The following is a 25827-nucleotide window of genomic DNA, read 5'->3' on the forward strand; positions in this document are numbered from 1 at the left end:
GTCAGCTCGTTGCGGCAAAGGCGATCAGCAGCGTCACGACCGCGCCCACCGTCAACACCACGCGCAGCCTGCCGTACCAGCCTGGCAACCTGCCGGAATGGGCCGCGAAGGCATCCCACGCGCCTTGTGCGGCGAACGCCACGGCAAGCAGCGCGAAGGCTGCGGGCGTCGGCGCGAACACCGCGCTCCAGCCGATCAGGACGGGAGGTAGCGCCAGCCACAACTCGCTTGGCTTTGCGGCGGGCTCCGGTGAGAGGGCCGCCCCCCAGCGCACGCCGCCGAGAAAGGAAAGCACCACCGCGCCGTAAACCAGAAGCAGATGGATGGTGCCGCCGCGCCAGGGATGATCCGGCGCGATGCCGAAGAGCCAGAGCGACAGAACGATGAACGGCGTAAGCCCGAGCCAGCCTACGAGGCGGCCGGCAACCTCCAACGGGCCGTCCGGCTTGGCGTCGGCTTCATGGAGGTCGTCGGCGAAATCAGTCACGGCGGAAAATTATCCGACCGAGCCAGCCGGTCACGATCGCCAGCGCGACGGCGCAGATGCCGTAGAACAGGCTGTGGTTGCTCGAAAGCCGGAACAACATCTGCTCGAAACCGGACTTGACGATCGCCAGTTGCGCCGACGTTTCCTTGATGAAGACGCCGTTGCGGAACAGGAAGGCACGCGCCTTGTGCGTGCCGACCGGCACGTCCGGCGCGAGCCTGACGGTGGCGCGGAACAGGTTCGACGACAGGAACTGCACGCCGCCGACCCGTTCGTTGAAGAGGCCGACCGCTTCCTTGCGGTCGCGCAAAGCCGCCTGGAACCTTTCCAGGGTGGCCGGCGGCTGGCCCTCATCGGCGGGCTGGATATGCAGAAAATCCGGACCGAGCGCCAAGCGCTTGTAGGCGATCGGATCGGCGATGTCCTGCGGCGGCCGCGTCGTGGCGATGGAGTAGGATTCCGGCACGTTGACGAAGGATTCGGACTGCGTGTTGACCCAGATGCCGAGCACCCGTTCTTTGCGCCGCACCGTCACCGGCCGCGCCGGCCCTTCCAGCACGACGATGACGTCGTAGCGTCCCTGCCGGGTGATCGTCGGGTCGGGGTTTTCGAGCGAGCCGAAGATCGTCAGGTCGGCACCCGAGAAGTCGGCGGTGATGCGGATGACGTCGGTGGACAAGCCGATCTGGATGCCTTCCGGCAATTGTGGCTCCTGCGCCGCCGCCGGCGCGAAGAGGCAGAGGACGGCGGCTGTCAGAAGAAACGCGCGCAGGCCCGGCATCGTCATATTCCGGGAGCCAGCGAATAAATATTCGGAGGCGGCAGGAACAGGTCGAAGGCGAGGCGGAGCGCCACCGCCAACACCAGCAGCGCCAGCAGCGCCCGCAACTGCTCGCCGCGCAGCTTCTGCCCGGCCCTCGCGCCATATTGCGCGCCGGCGACCCCGCCGATCATGAGGATGAAGGCCAGCACCACGTCGACGGTCTGGTTCGTCGATGCATGGACGATGGTCGTGTAGGCCGCAACGAAGATGATCTGGAACAGCGAGGTTCCCACCACCACGTTGGTCGGCACCTTCAGCAGATAGATCAGCGCGGGGACCATGATGAACCCGCCGCCGACGCCCATGATCGAGGAGAGCAGGCCGATGCCGGCGCCGAGCCCGAGGATGGGGATGACGCTGACGAACAGTTTCGAGGCCCGGAAGCGCATCTTCAGCGGCAGCCGGTGGATCCAGTTGTGCTGGCCGGGGCGCTTGAGCGAAGGCGGGACAGTACCGCCGCGCGAGCGCCTGATCGCATTGATGCTCTCGACCAGCATCAGGCCACCGACCGTGCCCAGGAACACCACGTAGATCAGCGAGATGATGAGGTCGAGTTGGCCGAGGCTTCTCAGCAACGAGAAGATATAGATGCCGATCGTCGATCCGAAGATGCCGCCGACAAGCAGCACCGTACCCAGCTTGAAGTCGAGCGTACCCTTTTTCACATGCGCGAGAGCGCCCGAGAAGGAGGACGCGATGACCTGATTGGCGCCGGTCGCAACCGCTATGGCCGGCGGAATATTGTAGAAAATCAGCAGTGGGGTGATCAGGAAGCCGCCACCGACCCCGAACATGCCCGACAGGAAACCCACCGCTGCGCCCATGGCGAGCAGGACCAGAACATTGACCGACATTTCTGCGATCGGGAGATAAATGCCCACCCGGAAACTCAACTGCAAATGCGGTACGTCGAAGCGTGTCGAAACACCTTCGTGACTAGTAAGCACATGCGCCGAGATTGCGGCGAAGTCAAACTTCGCCGCAAAGCCGAAACAAAAATTATCTCAACGAGTTAAATTCGCGCGAGGTGGTGCATTCGGCCTCGCCGAATTGGCCTCTTATTTCTTGGCGAGCAGCGTGCGAACGAGCTTTTCATCGATCTCGCCCGTAGGCGCCATGCCGTTGTCCTTCTGGAAGGCCATGATCGCGGTCTTGGTCTTTTCGCCCATGACGCCGTCGGCCCCGCCCGCGTCATAGCCGTTCTTGTTGAGAATGCGCTGGATGTTGCCGATCACCTTCTTCATGTCGATGCCGGTGGATTTCACGTCGACGGCGGCTGTGGTGTCGGGGCTCTCCTGCCAGGATTCGGGGATCTCGACCGAGTTGGTCTCCGGATCGACCGGCTTGGCCTTCCACAGGTCGACCATGCCGCGTGCCTTCTCCAACTGCTCTGGTCGCAGCGAGTTGGCGATCTCGTCGCGTTTGGCGGCCGCGTCGCGGTCCCCCGCCTTGGCGGCGAGCGCAAACCATTTGTAGGACTCCTCCAGGCTTTGCGGCATGCCGATGCCTTTCGCGGCGAGGATGCCGAGGTTGAACTGGCTGTCCTTGACGCCGAGCTCCGCGGCGCTTGCAAACCAGCGCGCGGCGGATTCGTTGTCGGTCGTGCCGTCGGCACCCATCGCGTAGAGCACGGCGAGGTTGTGCATGGCGCTGGCGTTGCCCTGCTCCGCGGCGAGTTGGTACCAGGTCTTGGCCTTGCCGACGTCACGTTCGACGCCGAGCGCCTTCTCGTAAAGGTTGCCGATGCGGTATTGCGCCGGGGCGAAGCCGAGCTCCGCCGATTTTTCGTACCAGGTGGCTGCCTGCTTCATATCGGCCTTGACACCGCGACCGTCGGCATAGCGGGCGGCGATCTCAAACAGCGCCTTGGCGTCGCCTTCCGCCGCCGCGTCGCGCAGGGCTATCGGTCCGGCGTCTTCGGGAATACCTGCGATCTGGGCTGGTGCGGGTTCACCGGAGGCCGGCTCGACCGAGGCCGCGGCAGGCATCGCCTCCACCGGTGTCGCATCGGTGGCCGATATTGGAGGCGCCGCGGACATGGCGGCGGGCGCATCGACGGAGCCGGCGTCCGCGTCGGCCGGCGCGTCCATCGACGCCTGCTGTTCCTCGATCGGCAAGACATCGGCCTCGGTCGAGGAGGCCGGCTGTGTGCCGCTCCCATCAACCGCTACCGGCAACGTCGAACTGCTCGCCACGTCAGCGGCGGCAAGCTGCGGGGTGGACGGCTCAAGTGTCTTTTCGCCGGTCGCCATCTGCACCGGCTGCTCGGCGACAAGCGGAATGGAGGCCGCGACGGGTTCGTCACCTGAGAGATAGGCGCTGCCCAGTTGCATGCCGGCGAGCACGACCATGATGGCGGTGGCCGCCATAAGGATAGGCTTGCGCCGCGTCTTCAGCACCTCGCCGATCTTCGAGCCGGCAGCGATGCGCGGCGTGCCCGAGCCGCGCTTGTGCACCTCGGCTTCGGCCGCCGCCGCTTGGGCGGCACGGCGGGCCGCCGCGATGAAGTCGGACTTGGCCGCGTCGGCATCGTTCGCCTTGGTCGTCTGGCCGCGTTCTTCGCGTACCCGCCTCATGATGGCGTTGAGATCGGGAGCGCCCGAACCGGGCTCCAGCGGCCGGTTGGCGATCTTTGGATCGAGGGGTTCGTCCAGCGCCGGTTCGATCGTCGGTTCGGAGGCCACAGCCGGTTCGGCTGGCGCCTCCTTCTTCACGGCGGCGACGGACTGCTTGCGGCCGAGGGCGCGGGTCAGTCCCCCGAGCAGCGAGCGCGTCTTTTTCGCGGCGGGCCTGTCTTCGCCGACGTCCCCGTCGATTGCCGCGATTGCAGCCTCCGCGGCGGCTTCGGCCGGCGTGCGGGTATTGGCGGGCGCGATCCTGGCCGGCTTGCTGTCGCCCTGCCGCGTCGCGGAAAGGCTGCTTTCGCCCTGGACGGGATTCAGTGTCGGGGCGCTGTCGGGCTCCATCATCTGCGACACCAGCGTGGCCGGCGCCACCGGCGCAGCCGTGCGCGCGCCGGAGATTTCCGCTGGCTCCGCCGCATCCAGCGTGCTCAGCCGGTCGACGATCTTGATAAGCGTGTCGTGGATAGCCTCGAACGTCTTGGTATTCCGCTCGTCGGAGCGGCGGGTCAGCGTTTCCAGCGCCCGCAGATCCTGCGAAAGCCCGCTGACGGCGGCGGTATGGTTCTGTGAGCCGTCGAATGTCCTGACCGCGTTCTCGGCGGCCTGGCGCGCGGCCTCGAGGATCGAGTCGCGGCTGCCGGCGATTGCCCGCTCCAACTCATCCAGGCGCGGGCCGATATCCTCGAATTCCGGCAGGGGCGCGGACGGCCGGTTGAGATGATCGGTCAGCGCCGCCACCTGGCTCTCCAGGCTGCGGATCAGGCCGGGATCGATTCCGGCAAACTTGGCGGCGGAAGCGTCGATCCGCTCGGAGATGCTTTCCAGCCGGTCCTCGAGGTGACGGATCGCCTCGCCGCCGGTGTCCGCCGGGGTGCTGGCGATCTGGCTGGCGAGGTCAGAAAAGCGCGCGTCGATCACGTTCATGACGCGGGCGGCGTCGAGCGAGTCTGCGGCGCGGACGTCGATGCGGTCGGCAACCTCGTCGAGGCGCCGCTCCAGATCGCGGAACATCAGGTTGCCGTGTTCGATGGCGTCACCCTGGCGCCGCTCGATCATGGCAGAAAGAACATCGAAACGCTGGTCGATGCTGTTGAGCATCGCCTCGTGATCGGCCGCCGGCGTCTGGTCGATCTTCTCGGCGACGGCGTAAACCTGGCGCGACAGACGGTCGATGGCTTCGGCAGGCAGCCCGCCTTGCGAGGCCAGGTCGTCCACCCGCTGCGACAGCGTGTTCAGCCGTGTGATGACTTCGGCGGTCGGGCGGTCTTCCACGACCTCGTCGATCTGCCGGGCGAGCGCGGAAATGCGTGCCTCGATGCGCTGGAACGGCTCAGGATCGAGATGCGGAACCTGCGCGGCCGCGGTGGACGCCACGATTGCGCGGGAGATCTCGTCGAGGCGCTCCTCGATCTGTTGGAAGGTTTCGGGAGCCTGGTTGCCCTGCTGGCGGACGAAATGGTCGACCGCTCCAGCCAGAGTGCGGACCTTTTCTTCCAGCGAACGCAGGGAAAGGGATTCGGGCAGGTTGTGGACAGCGTCACTGATTGTCTGCAGCCGGTCGGACAGCGCGGCGATTTCCGGGTCGCGTGCGCTCTGGCGGGCGTCGACGCGGCTTTCGAAGGCGGACCAGCGGCGATCGAAATCATCCCAGCGCCGATCCGACGATCGAAGCGTCTCCTCGCGCGCCAGCGTGTCGAGCGCGCCGCGGACCTGTTCGATGTCGTCCCTGAGCGCGCTCATGCCCTTGTCGTCCGTGCGTTCCGAAAGTTCGCGGACGCCGCGCGAGATGCGGTCGAGTTCCGATGCAAGCTCCGTTCCGACAGCGGCGCCGTCGGAAGCCATCATCCGGCCGATCTCCGAGCGTAGCGTCTCGAATTCGCGCTGCATGTTCGAAGCCATCTGCTGGCGAAAATCCTCGCGCAGGCTCTTCAATTCGCCGGCAATCCGGCTGGCCGAGGCCACGCCCTCCTCCTGGCCGCGGACGCGGTCGAGGTCATGGACCAGCGACTGGTAGGGCGCCGGCGTCTCCACTCGCCGCGCGGGTCGTTCCGGGGATGGCGCGAAGGCGCGCGGCGTGCCGCGATAGGGCTGGCCGCTCTCGTAGGTTGCGGTGGTTCGCGAAGTCCTGATGGCGTCGTCACGGTCTCGGCCGAATCCGTCGAGGGTCTCGCGCGAGCGGTCGAGCCGGCTTTCGAGATTCTGCAGCGACTGGGTAATCTGATCGAGTGTCGTGCCCGGCCGGCGCTGGCGGCCCGCGTTCAGGGTATCGATATACGACCGTTTGCTGTTCATCGAAACGCCTATTCGCCTGTGCCGGCTGGACCGGCATGCTCCCACTCTCCTCGGGAAACGAAGTGCGGCGGCGATGGACCACTCTCCAACGACATGCCCCGCTTCGAATGTTCGTGAAGAATTCACTACAGGATAATCACGAGAGCCCGACCTGCGCACATTTCGCCCATCGTGGTAAACAAGGCGTTAACCAACCTTAACTTTACGCAAGGAATGCCAGCGATGGCTTTGGCAACCTCCCCTTTCGATTTTGCACCCGAATTCAACCTGTGGTCACTTGCTACGCAGGGGAAGGGTCTCTATATGGCCGCTCACTTACGTTAACGTAAAGGTAGGCCATTGCTGCCCGCCTTCGTTCTTGTCGCAACCGCGCGGAAGCCGTGACCCCCGAACGGCTTTCGTTTGACATCCGGTCAGGCCGCGATGTCCAGCCGGGGATAGCTAAGAAGAAATGATGAAACACATGAGAGTCGGCGAGGACGCCGGCATGGTGTCCGGCGCTTTTCCGGAGGCCGAAGATAGCGAAGACGCGCTCTTCAAGATCGGCGAAATGGCGAAGATCTTCGGCGTGACACTGCGCACGCTGCGTTTTTATGAAGACAAGGGACTGCTCCATCCCAAGCGGGAAGGCAGCAGCCGCCTCTACACAAGGCGTGACCGGGCGAGGCTCAAGCTCATCCTGCTCGGCCGCAAGATCGGCTTCTCGCTGCGCGACGTGAAGCAGATGATCGACCTCTACGACCCGAGCGGCTCAAACGCCAAGCAGTTGCGCCTGACGCTCGACAAGTCCGAGAAGCAGCTTGGCCGCCTGCAGAAGCAGCGCGCCGCACTCGACGAGGCGATCGACGAACTTGGCTCGCTGATGGGCGCGGTTCGCCGCATGCTCACAGAGCGCACGGTGGCCGCCGCCAACAGCAACGTCAACTGAGAGGCGACGCCGGAAAGCGCGTCTCGCTTTAACATCCCAACAACAACCCACAATCCTGAAGGGCGGCGGATCGAGCGATCCGCCGCCTTTCACATTTTTCGGAGTGCAAACGGGTTGCATTCAATTGACGTTTACGCAAACGTCAATTAACGTCCGCGCACGATCCGTTTATTGCGGTCCGCTCGCAAGATACATGCGCAGGCCGATGCCATGCGATCAAGGAGGAAGCATGCCGACCTACAAGGCGCCGGTCCAGGACACGCTGTTCGTGCTCAACGAGGTGCTCGGCTACGAGCGCTATTCCAACCTGCCCGGTTTTTCCGACGCCACGCCGGACGTGCTGGAAGCCATCCTCGACGAGGCGGCCAAGCTGGCGGAAAACGTCATGCAGCCACTGAACCGCGTCGGCGACATAGAGGGCTGCGAGCGCCACGAAGACGGCTCGGTGACCACGCCGAAAGGTTTCAAGGACGCGTTCGACCAGTACCGCGCCGGCGGCTGGATGGGGCTGGGGGTGCCGTCCGAGTTCGGCGGCCAGGGCCTGCCTTATTGCGTCCACTCGGCGGTCGGCGAATACATGATCTCCGCCAACATGGCGCTGATGATGTATGCCGGCCTGACCCAGGGCGCCATCGCCGCGATCCTCGTGCATGGCACCGAGGAACAGAAGCAAAAGTATCTGCCGAAGATGGTCGAAGGGTTGTGGACCGGCACCATGAACCTGACCGAGCCACATTGCGGCACCGATCTCGGCCTGCTGCGCACCCGCGCCACGCCGCAGACCGACGGCAGCTACAAGATCTCCGGCCAGAAGATTTTCATCTCCGCCGGCGAGCACGATCTGTCGGAAAACATCATTCACCTCGTACTCGCCCGCATCGAGGGCGCTCCGCAGGGCACGAAGGGCATCTCGCTGTTCATCGTGCCGAAATTCGTCCCCGACGAGAGCGGCAATCCCGGAAAACGCAACGGCGTGTCCTGCGGCTCCATCGAGGAGAAGATGGGCATCCACGGCAATTCGACCTGCGTCATGAATTACGACGAGGCGACCGGCTGGTTGATCGGCGAGGAAAATGCCGGGCTGAAGGCCATGTTCACCATGATGAACGAGGCCCGCCTCGGCGTCGGCCTGCAAGGGCTGGCCGTCGGCGAGGCCGCTTATCAGAACGCGGTAGCCTACGCCAAGGAGCGCCTGCAGGGCCGCTCGCTGTCCGGCCCGAAGGCGGCGGACAAACCGGCCGATCCGATCATCGTCCACCCCGACGTGCGCCGCAACCTGATGACCATGAAGGCCTTCAACGAGGCGGGCCGCGCATTCGTGTTGTGGACGGCGATCCGCTCCGACGTTGCCCACCGTTCCGGCGATGACAAGGACCGCGAGGCGGCCGACGACGCGCTCGGTCTGATGACGCCGATCGTCAAGGGCGTGCTCACCGACAAGGGTTTCGAGCACGCCGTCGCCGCGCAGCAGGTCTTCGGCGGTCACGGCTATATCGAGGAACACGGCATGAGCCAGTTCGTGCGCGATGCCCGCATCGCCATGATCTACGAGGGCGCCAACGGCATCCAGGCGCTCGACCTCGTTGGCCGGAAACTCGCCGCCAATGGCGGCCGCGCCATCCAAAACTTCTTCAAGGAAGTGGGCGAATTCTGCGAAGCCGGCCGCGCCGACGAGAAGCTGGCGCCCTACACCAAGGCGCTGAAGAAGGGCCTGAACGACCTGCAATCGGCGACCATGTGGCTGATGCAGAACGCCATGGCCAAACCCGACAATGCGGGCGCGGCCTCGACCGACTACATGCACCTCTTCGGCCTGGTGTCGCTGGGCTACATGTGGGGCCAGATGGCCAAGGCCGCGCAGGCGAAGCTGGCAGACGGCGCCGGCGACGCTACATCCTTCTACGAGAACAAGCTCGTCACCGGCCGCTATTTCATGGAGCGCGTCATGCCCGAGACATCAGCGCATCTGGCGCGCATCTCGTCGGGCGCGGATACGATGATGGCGCTGCCGGCGGAGGCGTTTTAAGGTCGCGTCGCTTTTTGGAGGTGAGGTTAGTGCTCTACGTTGCCCCCCTCTGTCCTGCCGGACATCTCCCCCTCAAGGGGGGAGATTGGCTGGCCGCTTTGGTTTCGCCAATCGTGGACGTTGCAGAAAGCGCGGTGTCGCCGACGCTGCCAATTTCCCCCCTTGAGGGGGAGATGTCCGGCAGGACAGAGGGGGGTCTGAAGGCCACCAAGATCTCCAAGGCGTGGCTATGACCACCGACCCCGCCACCATCCTCGACCTGCCGAAACCTGCCTGGGTCGCGGACGACGTCGCCATGCTCTACGACATGGCGCGGCGCTTCATGGCGGAAGAAATCGCGCCGCGCTACGACGAGTTCGAGAAGAACGAGATGGTCGACCGCGCCTCCTGGGAAAAGGCCGGAGCGGCCGGCCTGCTCTGCGCCTCCATGCCGGAAGAATTCGGCGGATCGGGCGGCACCTACGCGCATGAGAGCGCGATCATCGAGGCGATCGGCCACGGCGGCGTCGACGGTTTCGGCATCGTGCTGCACAATGCCATCGTCGCCCCCTACATCCTCCACTATGGCTCGGAGGAGCAGAAGAAGACCTGGCTGCCGAAGTTGGCGACCGGCGAGTTGATCGGCGCCATCGCCATGACCGAGCCCGGCGCCGGCTCCGACCTGCAGGGCATCAAGACCCGAGCCGAGAAGGACGGCAACCAATACCGCATCAACGGCTCGAAAACCTTCATCACCAACGGCCAGCACGCCAACCTGATCGTCGTCGTCACCAAGACCGACCCGGCCCAGGGTGCGAAAGGCACCTCGCTGATCGTGGTGGAGACCGACGGCGCGGAAGGGTTCGAGCGCGGCCGCAATCTCGACAAGATCGGCCTCAAGGCCAACGACACGTCCGAACTGTTCTTCAACGACGTGCGCGTGCCGACTGCCAATCTGCTCGGCCACGAGCAAGGCCAGGGGTTTGTCCAGCTGATGCAGCAACTGCCGCAGGAGCGCCTGCTGATCGGCGGCCAGGCGATCGCCATGATCGAGCGCGCGCTGGCCGTGACCATCGACTACGTCAAGGAGCGAAAGGCCTTCGGCAAGCCGATCCTCGATTTCCAGAACACCCAGTTCAAGCTGGCCGAACTGAAGACCGAGGCCACCATCGGCCGCGTCTTCTACAACGACTGCGTTGGCAGACATATCGCCGGCGGCCTCGATCCGGCGACCGCCTCGATGGCGAAATACTGGCTGACCGACCTTCAAGGAAAAGTGGTTGACGAGTGCCTGCAACTCTTCGGCGGCTATGGCTATATGAACGAGTATCCGATCGCCCGCATGTTCCGCGACGCCCGCGTGCAGCGCATCTACGGCGGCACCAACGAGATCATGAAACTGCTGATTGCCAGGAGTTTGTGAGGACAACAGAGTCAAAGCACCCCCTCACCGGCCCTTCGGGCCACCTCTCCCCCTGCCCGGGGGAGAGGAATAAGCCGGCCGCAAGCTTGGCGCCAATCGGCGAAGCTGCGATCCTCTCCCCCGGGCAGGGGGAGAGGTGGCCCGAAGGGCCGGTGAGGGGGTGCTGTTGCCAAAGCGATGTATCGCTTTGGCAAATCAACACTTGAAGGAGTTCATGATGGCCGAAGCCTATGTCTATGACGCCGTGCGCACGCCGCGCGGGCGCGGCAAGAAGGACGGTTCGCTGCACGAGGTGCCGGCGGTGCGGCTCGGCGCGAAGGTGCTGGAGGCGGTGCGTGACCGCAACGGGCTGGACACCGCTGAAGTCGACGACATCATCTTCGGCTGCGTCGATCCGGTCGGTGAAGCGGGTTCGGTGATACCGCGCTCAGCCGCCTTCGAGGCCGGCTACGACCTCAAGGCGCCCGGCATGCAGATTTCCCGCTTCTGCGCCTCGGGCCTCGACGCGGTAAACCTTGGCTCGGCAAAGATCGCGCAGGGCGCCGACGAGATCGTGATTGCTGGCGGCGTGGAATCCATGTCGCGCGTCGGCATGGGCATGTCGGGCGGCGCCTGGTTCATGGACCCTTCGGTCGGCCTGCCCGGCTGGTTCATGCCGCAGGGCGTGTCGGCCGACCTGATCGCCACGAAGCACGGGTTTTCGCGCGATGACGTCGACGGCTATGCGGTGGAGAGCCAGAAGCGTGCCGCCCATGCGTGGGAAAACGGGTATTTCAAGAACTCCGTCATCCCGGTCAAGGACCAGAACGGCATGACGATCCTCGACCGCGACGAGCACATGCGGCCGGGCACAGACATGCAGGCGCTGGGATCGCTCAATCCCTCCTTCGTCATGCCCGGCGAGATGGGCGGCTTCGACGCGGTCGCGGTGCAGCGTTATCCGGAACTGGAAGAGATCAACCACGTCCACCATGCCGGCAATTCCTCGGGCATCGTCGACGGCGCGGCGGCCGTGCTGCTCGGCTCCAAGAAGGCCGGCAAGTCCATGGGCCTGAAGCCGCGGGCGCGGATCAAGGCCTTCGCCAATATCGGCTCCGAGCCGGCGATGATGCTGACCGGCCCGGTCGACGTCACCGAAAAGCTGCTGAAGCGCGCCAAGATGAAACTCAAGGACATCGACCTGTTCGAGCTCAACGAGGCTTTTGCCGCCGTCGTGCTGCGCTACATCCAGGCTTTCGAGATCGACCCGAAGGAAATCAACGTCAATGGCGGCGCCATCGCCATGGGCCATCCGCTCGGCGCCACCGGCGCGATGATTTTTGGCACGGTGCTGGACGAACTGGAGCGGCGCGACCTGAACACCGCGCTGGTGACGCTCTGCATCGGCGCCGGCATGGGCACAGCGACGATCATCGAGCGGGTGTGATGGCCGCGAACCGTCGGCGCGTCCTGGCTAGCATCGGCGCGGCAATCGTCGTCGCGTCAGGCGGCGGGACGGCTTCTGCCGCATCTGGCTCGGAGAAAACGATGCATCTCAGCGGAACCGTATCCTACGCCGAAAAAGGTCCTCTGCCCGCGGGCGTCCTGAAAATCCGGCTGGAAGACCATGGCGCGGCCGACCGGAAGGCGATGCCGATCGCCGAGGTCGAGGTCAAAAGCAGCGGCCGGGACGGCAGCGTGCCGTTCGAGATGCAGGTGCCGCAGGCCGCGCTGGAAAGCGCCGCCCGCCCCGGCTTCACCGTGCGGCTCGAGCGCGCCGATGGTTGGCTGCTGGCGCTGGAGCCTCACGGCGAATTCCATAAGGGCGACGACAAAATCGCCCTGACGATCAACCCAATTGTCTATTGAGAGGGCCGACCATGGCTGACTACACCAACTTCACGGTCGACACCGACGCGGACGGCATCGCCCTCGTCACCTGGAACATGCCGGACCGTTCGATGAACGTCTTCACCGAGGAGGTGATGGACGAACTGGAAAAGATCATCGAACAGGTCGCCGCCGACGCCGCCATCAAGGGCGCGGTCATCACCTCGGGCAAGGACAGTTTTTCGGGCGGCGCCGACCTGAACATGCTGAAGCGCATGCTCGGCATTTTTCACACCGAGAGGGCCAAGGATCCGGAAAACGCGACAAAACTGCTGTTCGACGGCGCCGGCCGCATGGGCTGGCTGTGGCGCAAGCTGGAGACGTCGGGCAAGCCGTGGGTGGCGGCGATCAATGGCACCTGCATGGGCGGCGCGTTCGAACTGGCGCTCGCCTGCCACGGCCGCGTCGCGGCTGACGGCGACAAGGTCAAGATGGCGCTGCCCGAGGTCAAGGTCGGCATCTTCCCGGGCGCCGGCGGCACCCAGCGCGTGCCGAGGCTGGCGCAGACGCAGGATGCCTTGCAGATGCTGACCACCGGCCAGACGCTGACGCCGAAACGCGCGAAGGCGATGGGCCTGATCCACGAAATCGCGGCGCCCGAAAAGCTGATCGAGACCGCCAAGGCGATGATCAAGGGCGGGCTGAAGCCCGTGCAGCCCTGGGACGAGAAGGGTTTCAAGATTCCCGGCGGGCCGGTCTATTCGGCCGCCGGCGCGAACCTCTGGCCGCCGGCCATCGCCATCCTGCGGCGCGAGACTTTCGGCAACTATCCGGCCCCGATCGCCATACTGAAATGCGTCTATGAGGGGCTGCTGGTGCCGTTCGACACCGCGCTCCGGATCGAGCAGCGCTATTTCACCGAGATCATGCAGACGACCGAGGCGGCGATGATGATCCGCTCGCTGTTCGTGTCGCTGCAGGAACTCAACAAGGGCGCGCGCCGGCCACAGGGCGTGGCGCCGACGAAGTTCAGGAAGATCGGCGTGCTAGGCGCAGGCTTCATGGGCGCTGGCATCGCCTATGTGACCGCCAAGGCCGGCATTCCGGTGGTGCTGCTCGACCGCGACGTGCCGGCCGCCGAGAAGGGCAAGGCGCATTCCGAAGGCCTGATTTCGGAAGCCGTGGCGAAGGGCCGCGCAAAGCCGGAGGACAAGGAAAAGCTGCTATCGCTGATCACGCCGACGGACGACTATGCCCTGCTTGACGGCTGCGACCTCGTGATCGAGGCGGTGTTCGAGGATTCGGAAGTCAAGAAGGCCGCGACCGAGAAGGCGGAGGCCGTGCTGAAATCCTCGGCCATCTTCGCCTCCAACACCTCGACCATCCCGATCACCGGGCTGGCGAAGAATTCCGCCAGGCCGAAGAATTTCATCGGCATCCATTTCTTCTCGCCGGTCGACCGCATGATGCTGGTCGAGATCATCCTGGGCAAGAAGACCGGCGACAAGGCGCTGGCCACGGCAATGGACTATGTGCGCGCCATCGGCAAGACGCCGATCGTCGTCAACGATACGCGCGGCTTCTACGTCAACCGCTGCGTGCTGCAATACATGGCCGAATCCTACCGCATGCTGATCGAAGGCGTTCCGGCGCCTATGATCGAGAACGCCGCAAAAATGGCCGGCATGCCGGTCGGGCCGCTGGCGCTGACAGACGAGACGGCGATCGACCTCGCCCAGAAGATCATGCGCCAGACGCGGCGCGACCTCGGCGAAAAGGCGGTCGATCCGGCGCAGATGGCGCTGATCGACACGATGGTCGACACCCATGGCCGGCATGGCCGCAAGAACGGCAAGGGGTTTTACGACTATCCGGCCAAGCCGGCGAAGAAGAAGCTGTGGCCGGGCCTAAAAGACCTCTATCCGCAGCTTGCGCCGGAAAAGGTCGACGTCGAGGAGTTGAAGCAGCGTTTCCTGGTCACCATCGCGCTGGAAGCGGCGCGCGTCATGGAGGAAGGCATCGTCACCGATCCGCGCGAGGCGGATGTCGGCTCGATCCTCGCCTTCGGCTTCGCGCCCTATAGCGGCGGCGCGCTGTCCTATATCGACGGCATCGGCGCGGCAAAATTCGTCGCCCTGGCGAAGAAGCTGCGCAAGAAATTCGGCGACCAGTTCAAGGCGCCGAAACTTCTGGTCGAGATGGCCGAGGATGGCGAGACCTTCTACCAGCGCTTCGACCCCTACGCGAAGAACGAGACGAAGGAAGCGGCGTAACAGCCGTCCATGTATGTCTGGGCGCGCTTCGCCCGCATGGCGGCGACGGCAGGGCGGCGCGGCGGCTATACGTTCGGCGCCGACAGCCGCCTGACGTTCCGCTGCCTGCCGACCGACATCGACTTCAACCTGCATCTCAACAATGCGCGCTACATGATGCTGGCCGATCTCGGCCGCATCGACATTTTCCTGCGCAGCGGCCTTTGGGCCTTGGCCAGGGAAAGGCGCTGGGCGCCGATGCTCGGCGGCCTGCAGACCGTCTTCGCTCGCGAGATACGCCTGTGGCAACGTTTTGACGTTGTGTCGTCGCTGGAGACGTGGGAAGGCACGGCGGTCATCGGCCGGCACCGTTTTGTCCTCGACGGTGGCATGACGGCCGCGATCATCCTCACCACGGCGGGCATCTACGACCGGAGCGGACGGCGCTTCGTGCCGATGGGCGACATCGCCCACATGCTCGGGCACGACGCCCCGCCGCGCCCGCTGACCGAAGCCGAAAGCGTCTTCGTCGCCTCGCATGCAAATCTGCGGAGCCTGGCGAAGACTGGTCGCTGAGTGGGGCGGTCACCCCGTGGGGTCAACCTTCGGCTCAGATTGACACCGACTCGTGCGGATCCTCGACCAAAGGCCCCAGCAGGACTTTGCCGAACAGCGGCTGGTAGCGCCGGCGCTGCGCCGGATCCTCCTTGAACGCGATCGCATACTGGCCGATCTGGTGAAAATAGGTGATGCGGGCGCGCACGATGCTCTCGGCGGGAGAATAACCCATCGCCAGGAAGGAGCGTTCGAGCAGCGAGATTCTGAGATCGTCCATCTCCGCCACCTCCTTGCCGAGGCTTTTCGAGGTGCGCGCCCAGTCGCGAACCGCCAGATCGAGCAACGGGCTGAACGGGTCCTCGTCGACCCAGACATGCACGATGGTGGAAAAGAAGCCGTAGCCGTCGATCTCCGCCGTCTCGCGCAGCTTCCAGAACGGCGCGCAATTGATGCGCCGCCATTCTTCCAGGAGTTCGCCGTGGAGATCCTTGAGGCTGGAGAAGTGGAAGTAGAAGCTGCCGCGCGTCACCTTGAAGCGCCGGGCCAGTCGGTCGATCTTGACCTCGGCGATGCCGCGCTTCTCCAGCGCCTTGCGCGCGGCTGCGACCCAGGCCTCGCGGCTCAGCGTCCGGCGCGGCGCGGCCGGCGAAGGTTTCCCGGCTGCGGGATTGGCGGACGGCCGTTTCGGCTTCACCGGTGATCCATCTCCAAATTGGCCGCGTGACACCTGAGCGCTCGCGCAACGGTTGACCGTTCCGGCCAATACACCCGATGACCGCCGCTCGCGAAAGACCGGAACGCGTTCATCCACCGTTCCCTGGTCACGGCAGGGCGCCGATGCGCTCCAGCATCAATTCGAAGAAGGGCGCGGGCTCGATGCGCCGCAGCACATTGCAATTCTTCGGTCGCCCGGTGACGTGCCACCAGTCGACCACCGTCATGCCGATCGTCTCGGGAGAAACGATGTCGACCGTCACATTGCACTGGCGCTGCTCGTAGATTTCGGGCGCCAGCAGATATCCGGTAACGCAGGCGTCGTGAATGGGACGGGCGGCCGTCGGAAACTTGTGGCTGCCGTACTGACGGAAAAAATCCGCCATGTTGGCCGCCTCGATCGCGGCGCGGCGGCCGGTGGCGCGCAGGCGGTCCAGCCACTCCGGCGTCATCTGCGCGGTATAGGTGCAGTCGATCGACGCCATGGTGATCGGCGCGCCCGAATGGAAAACCTTGTGCGCCGCATGCGGGTCGACAAAGATGTTGAACTCGGCGGCGGGCGTGGCGTTGCCGCCCTCGAAGAATCCGCCCCCCATCAACACCACCTCGCGGATGCGCGGCACGATGCGCGGCTCCATGGTCATGGCCATGGCCAGGTTGGTCATCGGCCCAAGCGTGCAGACCGTCAGCTCGCCCTCGGGCGCATCCATGATGGCGCGCGTCAGGTAGTTGACCGCGTGTTCGCTTTGCAGCGGCGTGACCGGCTCCGGCAGATCGGCGCCGTCCAGTCCGGTCTCGCCGTGCACATATTCGGCAGTGATAAGCTTGCGCACCATCGGCGCCGGACAGCCGGCAAAGACCGGAATGTCGGGGCGTCCGGCGAGTTCGACCACCTTCAGCGCGTTCTTGGACGTCAGCGCGAGCGGCACGTTGCCGCCGACCGTGGTGACGCCGACCACCTCGAGTTCGTTCGGCGATCCCAATGCGAACAGGATGGCGAAGGCGTCGTCCTGTCCCGGATCGGTGTCGATGATGATTTTGCGCGCCGCCATTGTCGTCCGATCCTGCTTGCATTCGATGGGGCTTGCCGATAGCACACCGATGTGTAGAGATACAGTACTGTATCTTATGTTCAAGACAGGACGACGGCGATGGCTGCAAGCGAACGCGGCGACTTTTCCGAAATTCCGATGCTGGATGTTTCCGGCCTCTACAGCGGGGACGAAAAGGCGGTCCGGGCGGTGGCAGGGACGCTGCGCGGCTATCTCGAAAACATCGGCTTCCTCTATGTCGTCGGCCATCCGATCCTGCGCGCCGATGTCGAGGCCGTCCGCGACGCCGGCAAAAAATTCTTCGCGCTGCCGGACGAGGAAAAGCTCAAGCTGAAGATCGACAAGAATTTCCGCGGCTACCTGCCCTTCGCCGGTTCGACCATCGTCACCTCCTCGGTCGCCACCGTGAGCAAGCCGAACCAGAGCGAATCGATCTTCTTCATGCACGAAGTCGATGCCGCCGATCCGCGCGCGCTGGCCGGCAGGCCGCTGCAGGGGCCGAACCAATGGCCGGAAGAACAGGCGCTCCCCGGCTTCCGCGCGACGATGGACAACTATGTCGCCGAGATGAGCACGCTGGCGCGAAAGATGGTCGGCGCAATCGCGATCTCGCTCGGCATGCCGGCGAACAGCCTGGACGGCTATTTCGAGCAGCCGACGACCTTCCTGCGGCTGCTGCACTATCCGACCCAGCCGAAGGAGGAAGGCCTGTTCGGCTCGGCGCCGCACACCGACTACGGCTTCATCACCTTGCTCGCGCAGGACGATGTCGGCGGCCTCGAGGTCAAGAACAAGGCCGGCGACTGGGTGCCGGCGCCGCCCGTGCCGGATTCCTTCGTCATGAATGTCGGCGACATCCTCGCCCGCTGGTCGAACGACCAGTTCGTGTCGACCCCGCACCGGGTGATCAACCGCTCGGGGCGCGAGCGCTATTCGCAGCCCTTCTTCTTCGACCCGTCGATGGAGGCCATGATCGAGGCGCTGCCGGCCTGCGTGCCCGCCGGAACCGCGCCGAAATACGGGCCGGTCGAATATGGCGACTATCTGATGGAGCGCATCGACAAGAACTACCATTACCGCAAGAAGCTGGCGGCGGAGACGCCTGCCGCTTGAGGGAAAGCCGGCCAGGGTACAGAATTCGGCCGGCCGCCGTTAGGGTGGCCGACTTGGATCCGCTCCTCCGGGCCTGGGGCAGGAGCAGAGGCGGGAAGCAAGAGCGTCAAGAAGACTCCAGAGGAGAAATGGGAATGCGCAAGAATCTCTCTCAACTGGCGGGGCTGGGCCTCGCTGCGATGGTCACGGCGTGGAGCGCGGCAGCGCTTGCCGCCGACGTGCCGAAATCCGCCGAGGTCGAGCAGACCGGCAAGCTCACCGTCGCCAACACGCTCGACTACGCGCCGTTCGAATATATCGATGCCGAAGGCAAGCAGGTCGGAATCATCATCGAATTCGCCGGTGAGGTTGCGAAACTGGTCGGCGCCGAACTCGACGTGCAGCGCACCCCTTTCCCGTCGATGATCCCCGGCCTGGCGGCCGGTCGCTTCAAGATCGCCTGGGAGACGTTTTCAGCCAATCCCGAGCGCCTGCAGCAGGTCGACTTCGTGATGTTCGTCAAGGCCGGCCTCGCCGCCTCGACCTCGCCGGACAAGAAGGACAGCTTTACCGGCGACATGCCGCTCTGTGGCAAGCGCGTCGGCGTTTCGGCCGGCACCGCGTCCGACTTCCTGGTCGACAAGCTCAGCAAGGAATGCACCGACAAGGGCCAGAAGGCGATCGAGAAGTCGGTGTTCAACTCGTCCACCGACATCGTCCAGGCCGTGCTCTCCGACCGGGTCGACGCGCGCATGGACGACGCCACCGCCTCCAGCTATTTCGAGGTGACGAGCAAGGGCCAGCTGGTCGTGCTGCCGACGCTCTACGACGTCGCGCCGCTCGGCATGGCTATAGCCAAGAACGACAAGGGCACCGCCGACATGATGGTCGCGGCACTTGCCGAACTCTTCAAGAACGGCACCTACCAGGCGATCCTCGACAAATACGGCATGGGCGCCTACGCGATCAAGGAACCCTATTTCGTCGGCAGCATGGACGCGCTGCGCGCCGAATGACGCAGGCGCGGCGCCGGTTCTTTTTCCGGCGCCGCCACAATGGACGAGCAAGCGGAGCAGCGATGAGTACGGCGGAGGGAAGCCATCCGGATGCGCGGGCGGCGGTCGTTTCGGCCGCGGAACGGCTGGTCGTCGTGCCGCGCCGGCACTACGGCATCTGGGTCGGCACGGCCTTCGCCTTGCTCATCGCCTTCTTCATCGTCCGCGCCTTCGCCAGCAACCCAGCCTTCGCCTGGGGCACGGCGGCGAACTACCTGTTCCATCCACCCATCCTGCGCGGCCTCGGCAACACGCTGATCCTGACCGTGCTGATCATGGCGGCGGCGATCGTCATCGGCACGATCGTCGCCATCATGCGCGTATCGCCGAGCCCGGTGCTGCGCACTTTCGCAGGCGTTTATGTCTGGTTCTTCCGCGGCGTGCCGGCGCTGATCCAGCTCATCTTCTGGTTCAACCTTGCCCTGCTCGTGCGCGAGTTCTCGCTGACGCTGCCCTATGTCGGCACGATCTTCTCGGTGCGGACCAACGATTTCATGACGCCGTTCTTCTCGGCCGTGGTCGCGCTGTCGCTCTGCGAGGCGGGCTACATGGCGGAAATCATCCGCGCCGGCATCAAGTCGGTGCCCAGCGGCCAGGCCGAAGCGGCAAGCGCGCTGGGCATGCCCTATCGCATGATTTTAAAGCGCATCGTGCTGCCGCAGGCCATGCGCTTCGTCGTGCCGCCCACCGGCAACGAGGCGATCAACCTGTTGAAGATGACCTCGCTGGTGACGTTCATCGCGGTCGACGATCTTTTCTACTCCGCACAGTCGATCTATGCGCGCACCTTCGAGACCATCCCGCTGCTGATCGTCGTCGCCTTCTGGTATCTCGCCGTCGTCAGCATCATGTCGGTCGGCCAGCATTTCCTCGAGCGGCATTTCGGCCGCAGCGAGGTGCGCCGCGATCCCATGGGCATGCGCATCCTGCGCAACGCCTTCGGCCCGCGGGCGACGGGGGCGACGCCATGAGCAACATCAAGGCCGAGAACCGGACACGCTTCGGCGTCCCCGCCAACTCCATGGTTTTTGCGCGCGCGGTGCATAAATCCTACGGGCAATTGGAAGTACTGAAAGGCGTCGACCTCGACGTGCCGGCGGGAACAGTCGCCTGCATCATCGGCCCGTCCGGCTCGGGCAAGAGCACGTTCCTGCGCTGCATCAACCATCTGGAGAAACTCAGCGGCGGCATCCTGCTGGTCGACGGCGAATTCGTCGGCTACGATTTGCGCGGCGACAAGCTTTTCGAGGTCAAGGACGACGAACTGTGCAAGCGGCGCGCCGAGATCGGGATGCTGTTCCAGTCCTTCAACCTGTTCTCCCATATGACGGTGATGGAAAACATCATCGAGGCGCCGACACAGGTGCGCCGCGTGCCCGTCGACAAGGCGAAGGCGGAGGCCGAGGTGCTGCTCGCCCGCGTCGGCCTCTCCGACAAGGTCGACCGCTATCCACGCGAACTCTCCGGCGGCCAGCAGCAGCGCGTGGCCATCGCCCGCGCCATGGCAATGAAACCGAAGGTGCTTTTGTTCGACGAGCCGACTTCGGCACTCGATCCCGAACTGGTCGGCGAGGTGCTTCAGGTGATGCGCGACCTCGCGCAGACCGGCATGACCATGGTCGTCGTCACCCACGAGATCGGCTTCGCCCGCGAAATCGGCGACGAGCTGATCTTCATGGATGGCGGCGTGATCGTGGAACGCGGCAACCCGCGCGAGATGATCGCCAAGCCGAAGTCGCCGCGCACCGCCGAGTTCCTATCGAAGGTGCTGTGATCTTTCGGGCGGGCCCCGAGAATGCCGGAACCTGCAACGTCCCAGCCGAAATTGCGCCACGGCATCTTCCACAGGCGCGTCAGGTCGGCGAAGTAGTCGCAGCGAATTTCCCAAGCGAATCCGATGATTTCCGCCGCGGGCCGAGGCAGTAGCAACAACACGGTTTTCTGATACGATTCCGCCATTCTCGCGTCAGGCGCACACGATGGCGACACCCTCGGATTCGACTTTACCGGCTCCGGCATTCCGGGCCAGAAGTTCAGCCTACCTCATCGGAATCATCGTCTGTGTGATTTTGATGTCGGGACTGCTCTTTGGCTACGACCAAGGGGTGATCTCGGGCGCCTTGAGCGGGATCAAGCGGGCGCTGGGCCTCAGCCCTCTCCTGATCGAAGTTGTTACGAGCTGGGTTACGCTTGGCGCCTTGTTCGGTTCGTTGGCGGCAGGCGAACTTGCCGATCGCATTGGCCGCAAGAAGACCGTTCTGACCGCGGCGGTTCTCTTCATTCTTGGCGCGCTTATCCAGGCATCTGCTCCTCATACGGCTGTTCTGGTCGCCGGACGGCTGGTCGTCGGTTTCGGGGTTGGCGTCGCCGCCGTCGCCGCTCCCCTCTACGGAAGCGAAACCGCCCAGGCAACGTGGAGGGGCCGCCTCGTCTCCGCCTACCAGATGGCGATTACCATCGGGATCTTTCTCGCCTATCTGGTCAACGGTGCACTATCCGATGGTGCGGACTGGCGCATGATGCTGGGGCTGGCGGCGGTCCCCGGCATCCTTCTTGCGCTGTTTGCGCTGGCGGCGCCGGAATCCCCGCGCTGGTTGATCAAGCAGGGCCGGCCGGAGGCCGCGCGGAATATCCTGGCTCGCTTGCTCAACAAGGATGATTGCCAGGCTGAATTGAACGAGATCGAAAACGCGCTGCGCCTGGAAGCCGGCGCCGTGTCCTGGCGTGAAGTGTTCAAGCCGATCTACCGGAAGCCGCTTGCCATCGGCATCGGGCTGGCGGTGTTTCAGCAAGTCACCGGCATCAACGCCATCATCTATTACGCAAATCCGATCTTTGCCGCCTCCGGCTTTGCGACGCCCGAGGCGCAGGCGGCCGCGACCACATGGGGGATAGGCGCCACCAACGTTCTATCCACGCTCATCGCGATAGCGTTCATCGATCGGATCGGGCGTGTTCCGCTACTGCTTGCTGGATTGATCGGCATGGGCGCAAGCCTCGCAACGGTCGGGCTTGCCTTTCAATTCTTTGAAGCGCCCGGCGATGATGCGACCTATGGAGCAACCATCACGGTCGTCGCGCTTGTCATCTTCATCGCATCGTTTGCGTTCTCTCTGGGACCCGTCGTGTGGACGGTGATCAACGAGGTCTTTCCAAGCCGGGTCAGAAGCCGGGGCGTTGCGATTTCAACCGCCGTCAACTGGGCGGCCGCATTTGTGGTCAGCGAATTTTTCCTTTCGCTTGTGCAGGTGCTGGGCAGACCATTCACCTTCTGGCTTTTCGCGCTGCTTTGTCTCGTGGGCTGGATCTGGATCTATCGCAAGGTTCCCGAAACCAAGGGGCGTTCGCTGGAGGAGATCGAGCAGCTTTGGCACGATCCGTCGGTGAACACGGTGAGACCATAGCCGGCGAGACCAATCCTTATCGGGCCGTGGTCCCCGACTATTCCGCTTCGATGCCGATCACCCGCACATGCGGCGCCAGCGCCTTGAGCGCTATCGCGACGCCGCTGATCAGTCCGCCGCCAGCCATGGCGACCAGCACGGTCGTCACGTCCGGCATCTGCTCCAGACCTTCAGCGTAGTAGAGCGCCTCCGCCGGAAGATGATGCTAGCGATCCTCGCGGCCGGTGATCAGGCGCGCGCCGCGATCGAAGGTGACGTAAGCCCAGGCCCAGTCGAGGAAGACGACGATGCGGTTACGAAACCCGACGAGGAAGAACAGGTGCGCGAAGCACCAGAGCAGCCACGCGGGCAAGCCGGAGAGCCACAGCCAGCCGAAATCGGCCACGGCCGCCTTGCGGCCGATCGTTGCGAGGTTGCCATAGTCGCGGTAGCGGAACGGCTCGATGGCGCTGCCCGAGAGTTTCGCCTTGATCAGCCGGGCGACATATTTGCCCATCTGCTTGGCTGCCGGCGCCACACCGGGCACAAGCCGGCCGTCGGCGCCCTTCACGGCAGCGGTGTCGCCGATGACGTAGACACCGTCCAGGCCAGGCGCGTGCAACCTTTCGTCGACCACCACGCGGCCAGCCCGGTCGGCCGGCACGCCGAGCCATTTGGCGGCGCGGGAGGCCATGACGCCGGCCGCCCACAGCACCGAGGCGGCCGCTATCTCCTGTCCGTCGGCGAGTCCGACGCCATCGCCGTCGCAGCGCACGACCGCCGCGCCCAGCCGCACCTCCACGCCGAGCCTCTCCAGTTGCGTCTTCGCCTTGGCGGAAAGTTTTTCGGGAAAGGTCGGCAGGACGCGCTCGCCGGCTTCGACGAGGATGACCCGCGCCGAGGAGGGATCGATATGGCGGAAATCCCGCACGATTGCCTTGCGCGCGAGTTCGACGATGGCGCCTGCCAGTTCGACGCCGGTCGGCCCGCCGCCGACAATGACGAAGGTCAGGAGGTTGGCGCGCAGATCGGGATCTCGCGTCGCCTCCGCCCGCTCGAAGGCAGTGAGGATGCGGCCGCGGATTTCGGTGGCGTCGGGAATGGTCTTCAGGCCCGGCGCGCTGGCTTCCCATTCGTCGTGACCGAAATAGGCATGACGCGCGCCGGTTGCGATCACCAGGAAATCATAGCCAATGCGGCTGTTGTCGGTGACGACGGCGCGCGATGCGGTGTCGATGCCTTGCACGCTCTCCATCAGCACTTTGGCGTTCTTCTGGCGCGACAGGATGCGCCGGATCGGCATGGCGATCTGTGCCGGCGACAGGCCGGCGGTCGCAACCTGATAGAGCAGCGGCTGGAACAGGTGGTAGTTGCGGCGGTCGATGACGGTGACGTCGACATCCGCCTTGCGCAGGCCCATCGCCGCGTTGAGGCCGCCGAAACCGGCACCGAGGATGACGACTTGCGGCCGGCGGCCGGCGGCTCCAGCCGCATGACCAGGGGTGGCGTCGATGTCATCGCTCATCATCGTCTCCGATCGCTCGCCGCAACATGGGTCGGCCCCGGCCAAGGAACAAGCGGGGAATGTGATTGCCGGGCCGGAAGACGACGGCGGGCGCTTGGCTAAAATTGCCTGTCGACATCGTCCGCAAAATGTCCGGTAATAAGCGGTGTCGGTAAAGCCACCTCCCCCAAGCGCCAGAGAGCAGCACATGCAGATCGGAATGATGGGACTGGGCCGGATGGGCGCGAACATGGTTCGCCGCCTTCTGCGCGACGGCCATGAATGCGTGGTCAACGACATCAATCCCGACAGCGTGGCGGCGCTGGCCAAGGACGGCGCGACCGGCACGGCGTCGCTGGAAGCGTTCGTCGGCGGCCTCACCAAACCGCGCAGCGTCTGGCTGATGCTGCCGGCGGCGATCACCGGCAAGGTCGTCGAGCAGGTCGCGGCGCTGATGGAGCCCGGCGACATCATCATCGACGGCGGCAATTCGAACTACCGCGACGCTGTCGACCAGGCGGGGCGGCTTCAGGCGCGCGGCCTGAGCTACGTCGATGTCGGCACCAGCGGCGGCGTCTGGGGCCTGGAACGCGGCTATTGCCTGATGATCGGCGGTCCCGACAGCGCCGTGCGTCATCTCGACCCGATCTTCGCGACCCTGGCGCCCGGGCCCGACGCCGGCGCGCCCACCCCCGGCGACGGAGCCGGCACCGCGCCGCTCGGCTATCTCCACTGCGGTCCGAGCGGAGCCGGCCACTTCGTCAAGATGGTCCACAACGGCATCGAATACGGCGTCATGGCCGCCTATGCCGAAGGCATGAACATATTGAAGGCCGCGAATTCCGGAAAACGGCAGCGCGAAGCGGACGCCGAGACGACCCCGCTTTCGGAGCCGCAATATTACCAGTTCGATGTCGATGTCGCCGCCGTGGCGGAGGTCTGGCGGCACGGCAGCGTCATCGGATCATGGCTGCTCGATCTCACCGCCGACGCGCTCAAGGGCGACTCCAGCCTGACCAAGTTCGGCGGCCGCGTCTCCGATTCCGGCGAAGGCCGGTGGACGCTGAAAGCCGCGATCGACACCGGCGTGCCCGCTCCGGTTCTGTCCTCCGCCCTGTTCGACCGGTTCAGTTCGCGCGGCGAATCGGAATTCGCCGACAAGTTGCTGTCGGCCATGCGCTTCGCCTTCGGGGGACATGTCGAGAAGCCGAAATAGCAAAACCACCGTCCGCTCCAATTTTTGCTCCGATCACGAAATTGTGTACCGGCTCAATGGCTTGGAGCATATCCGTTCCACGCCTCCAGCGGGCCGTTGAGCGCCTCTCTCGACCTGCCGCTGCGTCATGTCTCTTTCTTATTTCCTTCGCATGTGCGAACTAGGAGAAAGGGGCACAACTGGAAATTCAGGAAGTATGTGGATTAAACTTACCAAAAGCGACGATAAACCGGTGCTGGTGAACATCTCCAAGATCAGCGGCGCCTCGGCCTCGAAGGGCGGTGACGATTCAGTTTGACGAACGATACACCGCTCCCGGCACCCGCCTTGCGGTGGGAGAGCCGATCGAGGAAATCGCCGACATGATGGGAGCGCCCTATCTCGAAGCACGCGCGCCGCGCGGCTGATCCAATCTCTCGATGCACAAACCCCGCCGTCCCGACGGCGGGGTTTTGCTTTTTTCAACGACCTGCATTCGCTCGAATCCCGGTCAAAACGGCCGCTGTCGCCGGTGAACCCAGACACAGCTTTAGCGTTCCGAACCGACGGCAACACGCCTCGGAACCATAAAACATGCTGTTTTTTCCGCAATTTGCCTGATATTCCTTAC

22 protein-coding genes are annotated in these 25827 nt (G+C 64.5%); 14 read left to right on the plus strand and 8 right to left on the minus strand.

Going from position 1 to position 25827, the window contains the following annotated elements; all coding sequences use genetic code 11:
* Position 1: 1 nt before the first annotated feature.
* The 4 genes from ABMA59_RS10500 to ABMA59_RS10515 form a co-directional block, all read right to left on the minus strand.
* Complete coding sequence (locus tag ABMA59_RS10500) at positions 2 to 487, minus strand: DUF3429 domain-containing protein (protein WP_349005294.1); 486 nt, start codon at positions 485 to 487, stop codon at positions 2 to 4.
* On the minus strand, positions 480 to 1268 hold the full coding sequence (locus tag ABMA59_RS10505) for a TIGR02186 family protein (protein WP_349005295.1): 789 nt from the start codon (positions 1266 to 1268) through the stop codon (positions 480 to 482). Before ABMA59_RS10505 ends, ABMA59_RS10500 begins: the two co-directional genes overlap by 8 nt.
* A gap of 2 nt (positions 1269 to 1270) precedes the next feature.
* Positions 1271 to 2191, minus strand: a complete 921-nt coding sequence (locus ABMA59_RS10510; protein WP_349005296.1) for a sulfite exporter TauE/SafE family protein — start codon at positions 2189 to 2191, stop codon at positions 1271 to 1273.
* 177 nt (positions 2192 to 2368) lie between these two features.
* A complete protein-coding gene (locus tag ABMA59_RS10515; RefSeq protein ID WP_349005297.1) occupies positions 2369 to 6226 on the minus strand; it encodes a peptidoglycan-binding protein in 3858 nt (1285 codons plus the stop codon).
* Positions 6227 to 6680: 454 nt separating this feature from the next.
* Here ABMA59_RS10515 and ABMA59_RS10520 point away from each other — a divergent pair, with 454 nt between their 5' ends.
* From ABMA59_RS10520 to ABMA59_RS10550, 7 genes are all read left to right on the plus strand, one after another.
* Positions 6681 to 7154 (plus strand): MerR family transcriptional regulator, encoded by a 474-nt coding sequence (locus ABMA59_RS10520; RefSeq protein WP_425475895.1) that lies wholly within the window; start codon positions 6681 to 6683, stop codon positions 7152 to 7154.
* Positions 7155 to 7383: 229 nt separating this feature from the next.
* Positions 7384 to 9180: an acyl-CoA dehydrogenase C-terminal domain-containing protein gene (locus ABMA59_RS10525; RefSeq protein WP_349005298.1), complete on the plus strand. Its 1797-nt coding sequence runs from the start codon at positions 7384 to 7386 to the stop codon at positions 9178 to 9180.
* A gap of 229 nt (positions 9181 to 9409) precedes the next feature.
* Entirely contained in the window at positions 9410 to 10582 is a 1173-nt protein-coding gene (locus ABMA59_RS10530) for an acyl-CoA dehydrogenase family protein (protein ID WP_349005299.1), read from the plus strand.
* 217 nt (positions 10583 to 10799) lie between these two features.
* A complete protein-coding gene (locus ABMA59_RS10535; RefSeq protein WP_349005300.1) occupies positions 10800 to 12008 on the plus strand; it encodes an acetyl-CoA C-acetyltransferase in 1209 nt (402 codons plus the stop codon).
* A gap of 101 nt (positions 12009 to 12109) precedes the next feature.
* The gene (locus ABMA59_RS10540) at positions 12110 to 12430 is read left to right on the plus strand and encodes a YbaY family lipoprotein (RefSeq protein ID WP_349005301.1); all 321 of its coding nucleotides are present in this window, start codon (positions 12110 to 12112) and stop codon (positions 12428 to 12430) included.
* 11 nt (positions 12431 to 12441) lie between these two features.
* Complete coding sequence (locus tag ABMA59_RS10545; protein WP_349005302.1) at positions 12442 to 14664, plus strand: 3-hydroxyacyl-CoA dehydrogenase NAD-binding domain-containing protein; 2223 nt, start codon at positions 12442 to 12444, stop codon at positions 14662 to 14664.
* A gap of 9 nt (positions 14665 to 14673) precedes the next feature.
* Complete coding sequence (locus ABMA59_RS10550; RefSeq protein WP_349005303.1) at positions 14674 to 15219, plus strand: thioesterase family protein; 546 nt, start codon at positions 14674 to 14676, stop codon at positions 15217 to 15219.
* Between the two features lie 34 nt (positions 15220 to 15253).
* On the opposite strand, the gene ABMA59_RS10555 is transcribed toward ABMA59_RS10550, so the two are convergent.
* Both ABMA59_RS10555 and ABMA59_RS10560 read right to left on the minus strand, forming a co-directional pair.
* A complete protein-coding gene (locus ABMA59_RS10555; protein ID WP_349005304.1) occupies positions 15254 to 15895 on the minus strand; it encodes a TetR/AcrR family transcriptional regulator in 642 nt (213 codons plus the stop codon).
* 127 nt (positions 15896 to 16022) lie between these two features.
* On the minus strand, positions 16023 to 16967 hold the full coding sequence (locus ABMA59_RS10560) for a nucleoside hydrolase (protein ID WP_349005305.1): 945 nt from the start codon (positions 16965 to 16967) through the stop codon (positions 16023 to 16025).
* A 99-nt stretch (positions 16968 to 17066) separates the two neighbouring features.
* Between ABMA59_RS10560 and ABMA59_RS10565 the strand changes: the two genes are divergently transcribed.
* The 5 genes from ABMA59_RS10565 (at position 17067) to ABMA59_RS10585 (ending at position 22518) form a co-directional block, all read left to right on the plus strand.
* Positions 17067 to 18080, plus strand: a complete 1014-nt coding sequence (locus ABMA59_RS10565; RefSeq protein ID WP_349005306.1) for an isopenicillin N synthase family dioxygenase — start codon at positions 17067 to 17069, stop codon at positions 18078 to 18080.
* 134 nt (positions 18081 to 18214) lie between these two features.
* Complete coding sequence (locus ABMA59_RS10570) at positions 18215 to 19075, plus strand: ABC transporter substrate-binding protein (RefSeq protein ID WP_349005307.1); 861 nt, start codon at positions 18215 to 18217, stop codon at positions 19073 to 19075.
* Positions 19076 to 19137: 62 nt separating this feature from the next.
* Positions 19138 to 20085, plus strand: coding sequence for an amino acid ABC transporter permease (locus ABMA59_RS10575; protein WP_349005308.1), 948 nt, complete (start codon positions 19138 to 19140; stop codon positions 20083 to 20085).
* Entirely contained in the window at positions 20082 to 20888 is an 807-nt protein-coding gene (locus ABMA59_RS10580) for an amino acid ABC transporter ATP-binding protein (protein ID WP_349005309.1), read from the plus strand. Before ABMA59_RS10575 ends, ABMA59_RS10580 begins: the two co-directional genes overlap by 4 nt.
* A 205-nt stretch (positions 20889 to 21093) precedes the next feature.
* Positions 21094 to 22518, plus strand: coding sequence for a sugar porter family MFS transporter (locus tag ABMA59_RS10585; protein WP_349005310.1), 1425 nt, complete (start codon positions 21094 to 21096; stop codon positions 22516 to 22518).
* 37 nt (positions 22519 to 22555) lie between these two features.
* Here ABMA59_RS10585 and ABMA59_RS10590 read toward each other — a convergent pair whose 3' ends face one another.
* Together ABMA59_RS10590 and ABMA59_RS10595 are read right to left on the minus strand one after the other, a co-directional pair.
* Positions 22556 to 22684: a pyridoxal-phosphate dependent enzyme gene (locus tag ABMA59_RS10590; protein WP_349005556.1), complete on the minus strand. Its 129-nt coding sequence runs from the start codon at positions 22682 to 22684 to the stop codon at positions 22556 to 22558.
* A gap of 39 nt (positions 22685 to 22723) precedes the next feature.
* Positions 22724 to 24022: an NAD(P)/FAD-dependent oxidoreductase gene (locus ABMA59_RS10595; RefSeq protein WP_349005311.1), complete on the minus strand. Its 1299-nt coding sequence runs from the start codon at positions 24020 to 24022 to the stop codon at positions 22724 to 22726.
* A gap of 187 nt (positions 24023 to 24209) precedes the next feature.
* Here ABMA59_RS10595 and gnd point away from each other — a divergent pair, with 187 nt between their 5' ends.
* The gene (gnd, locus tag ABMA59_RS10600) at positions 24210 to 25217 is read left to right on the plus strand and encodes a phosphogluconate dehydrogenase (NAD(+)-dependent, decarboxylating) (protein ID WP_349005312.1); all 1008 of its coding nucleotides are present in this window, start codon (positions 24210 to 24212) and stop codon (positions 25215 to 25217) included.
* Positions 25218 to 25498: 281 nt separating this feature from the next.
* The gene (locus tag ABMA59_RS10605) at positions 25499 to 25624 is read left to right on the plus strand and encodes a hypothetical protein (RefSeq protein WP_349005313.1); all 126 of its coding nucleotides are present in this window, start codon (positions 25499 to 25501) and stop codon (positions 25622 to 25624) included.
* The last annotated feature ends 203 nt before the right edge of the window (positions 25625 to 25827 follow it).

Origin of the sequence: Mesorhizobium yinganensis, from assembly GCF_040081985.1 — a bacterium.
In the GTDB taxonomy this organism is placed as follows: Bacteria; Pseudomonadota; Alphaproteobacteria; order Rhizobiales; family Rhizobiaceae; genus Kumtagia; species Kumtagia yinganensis.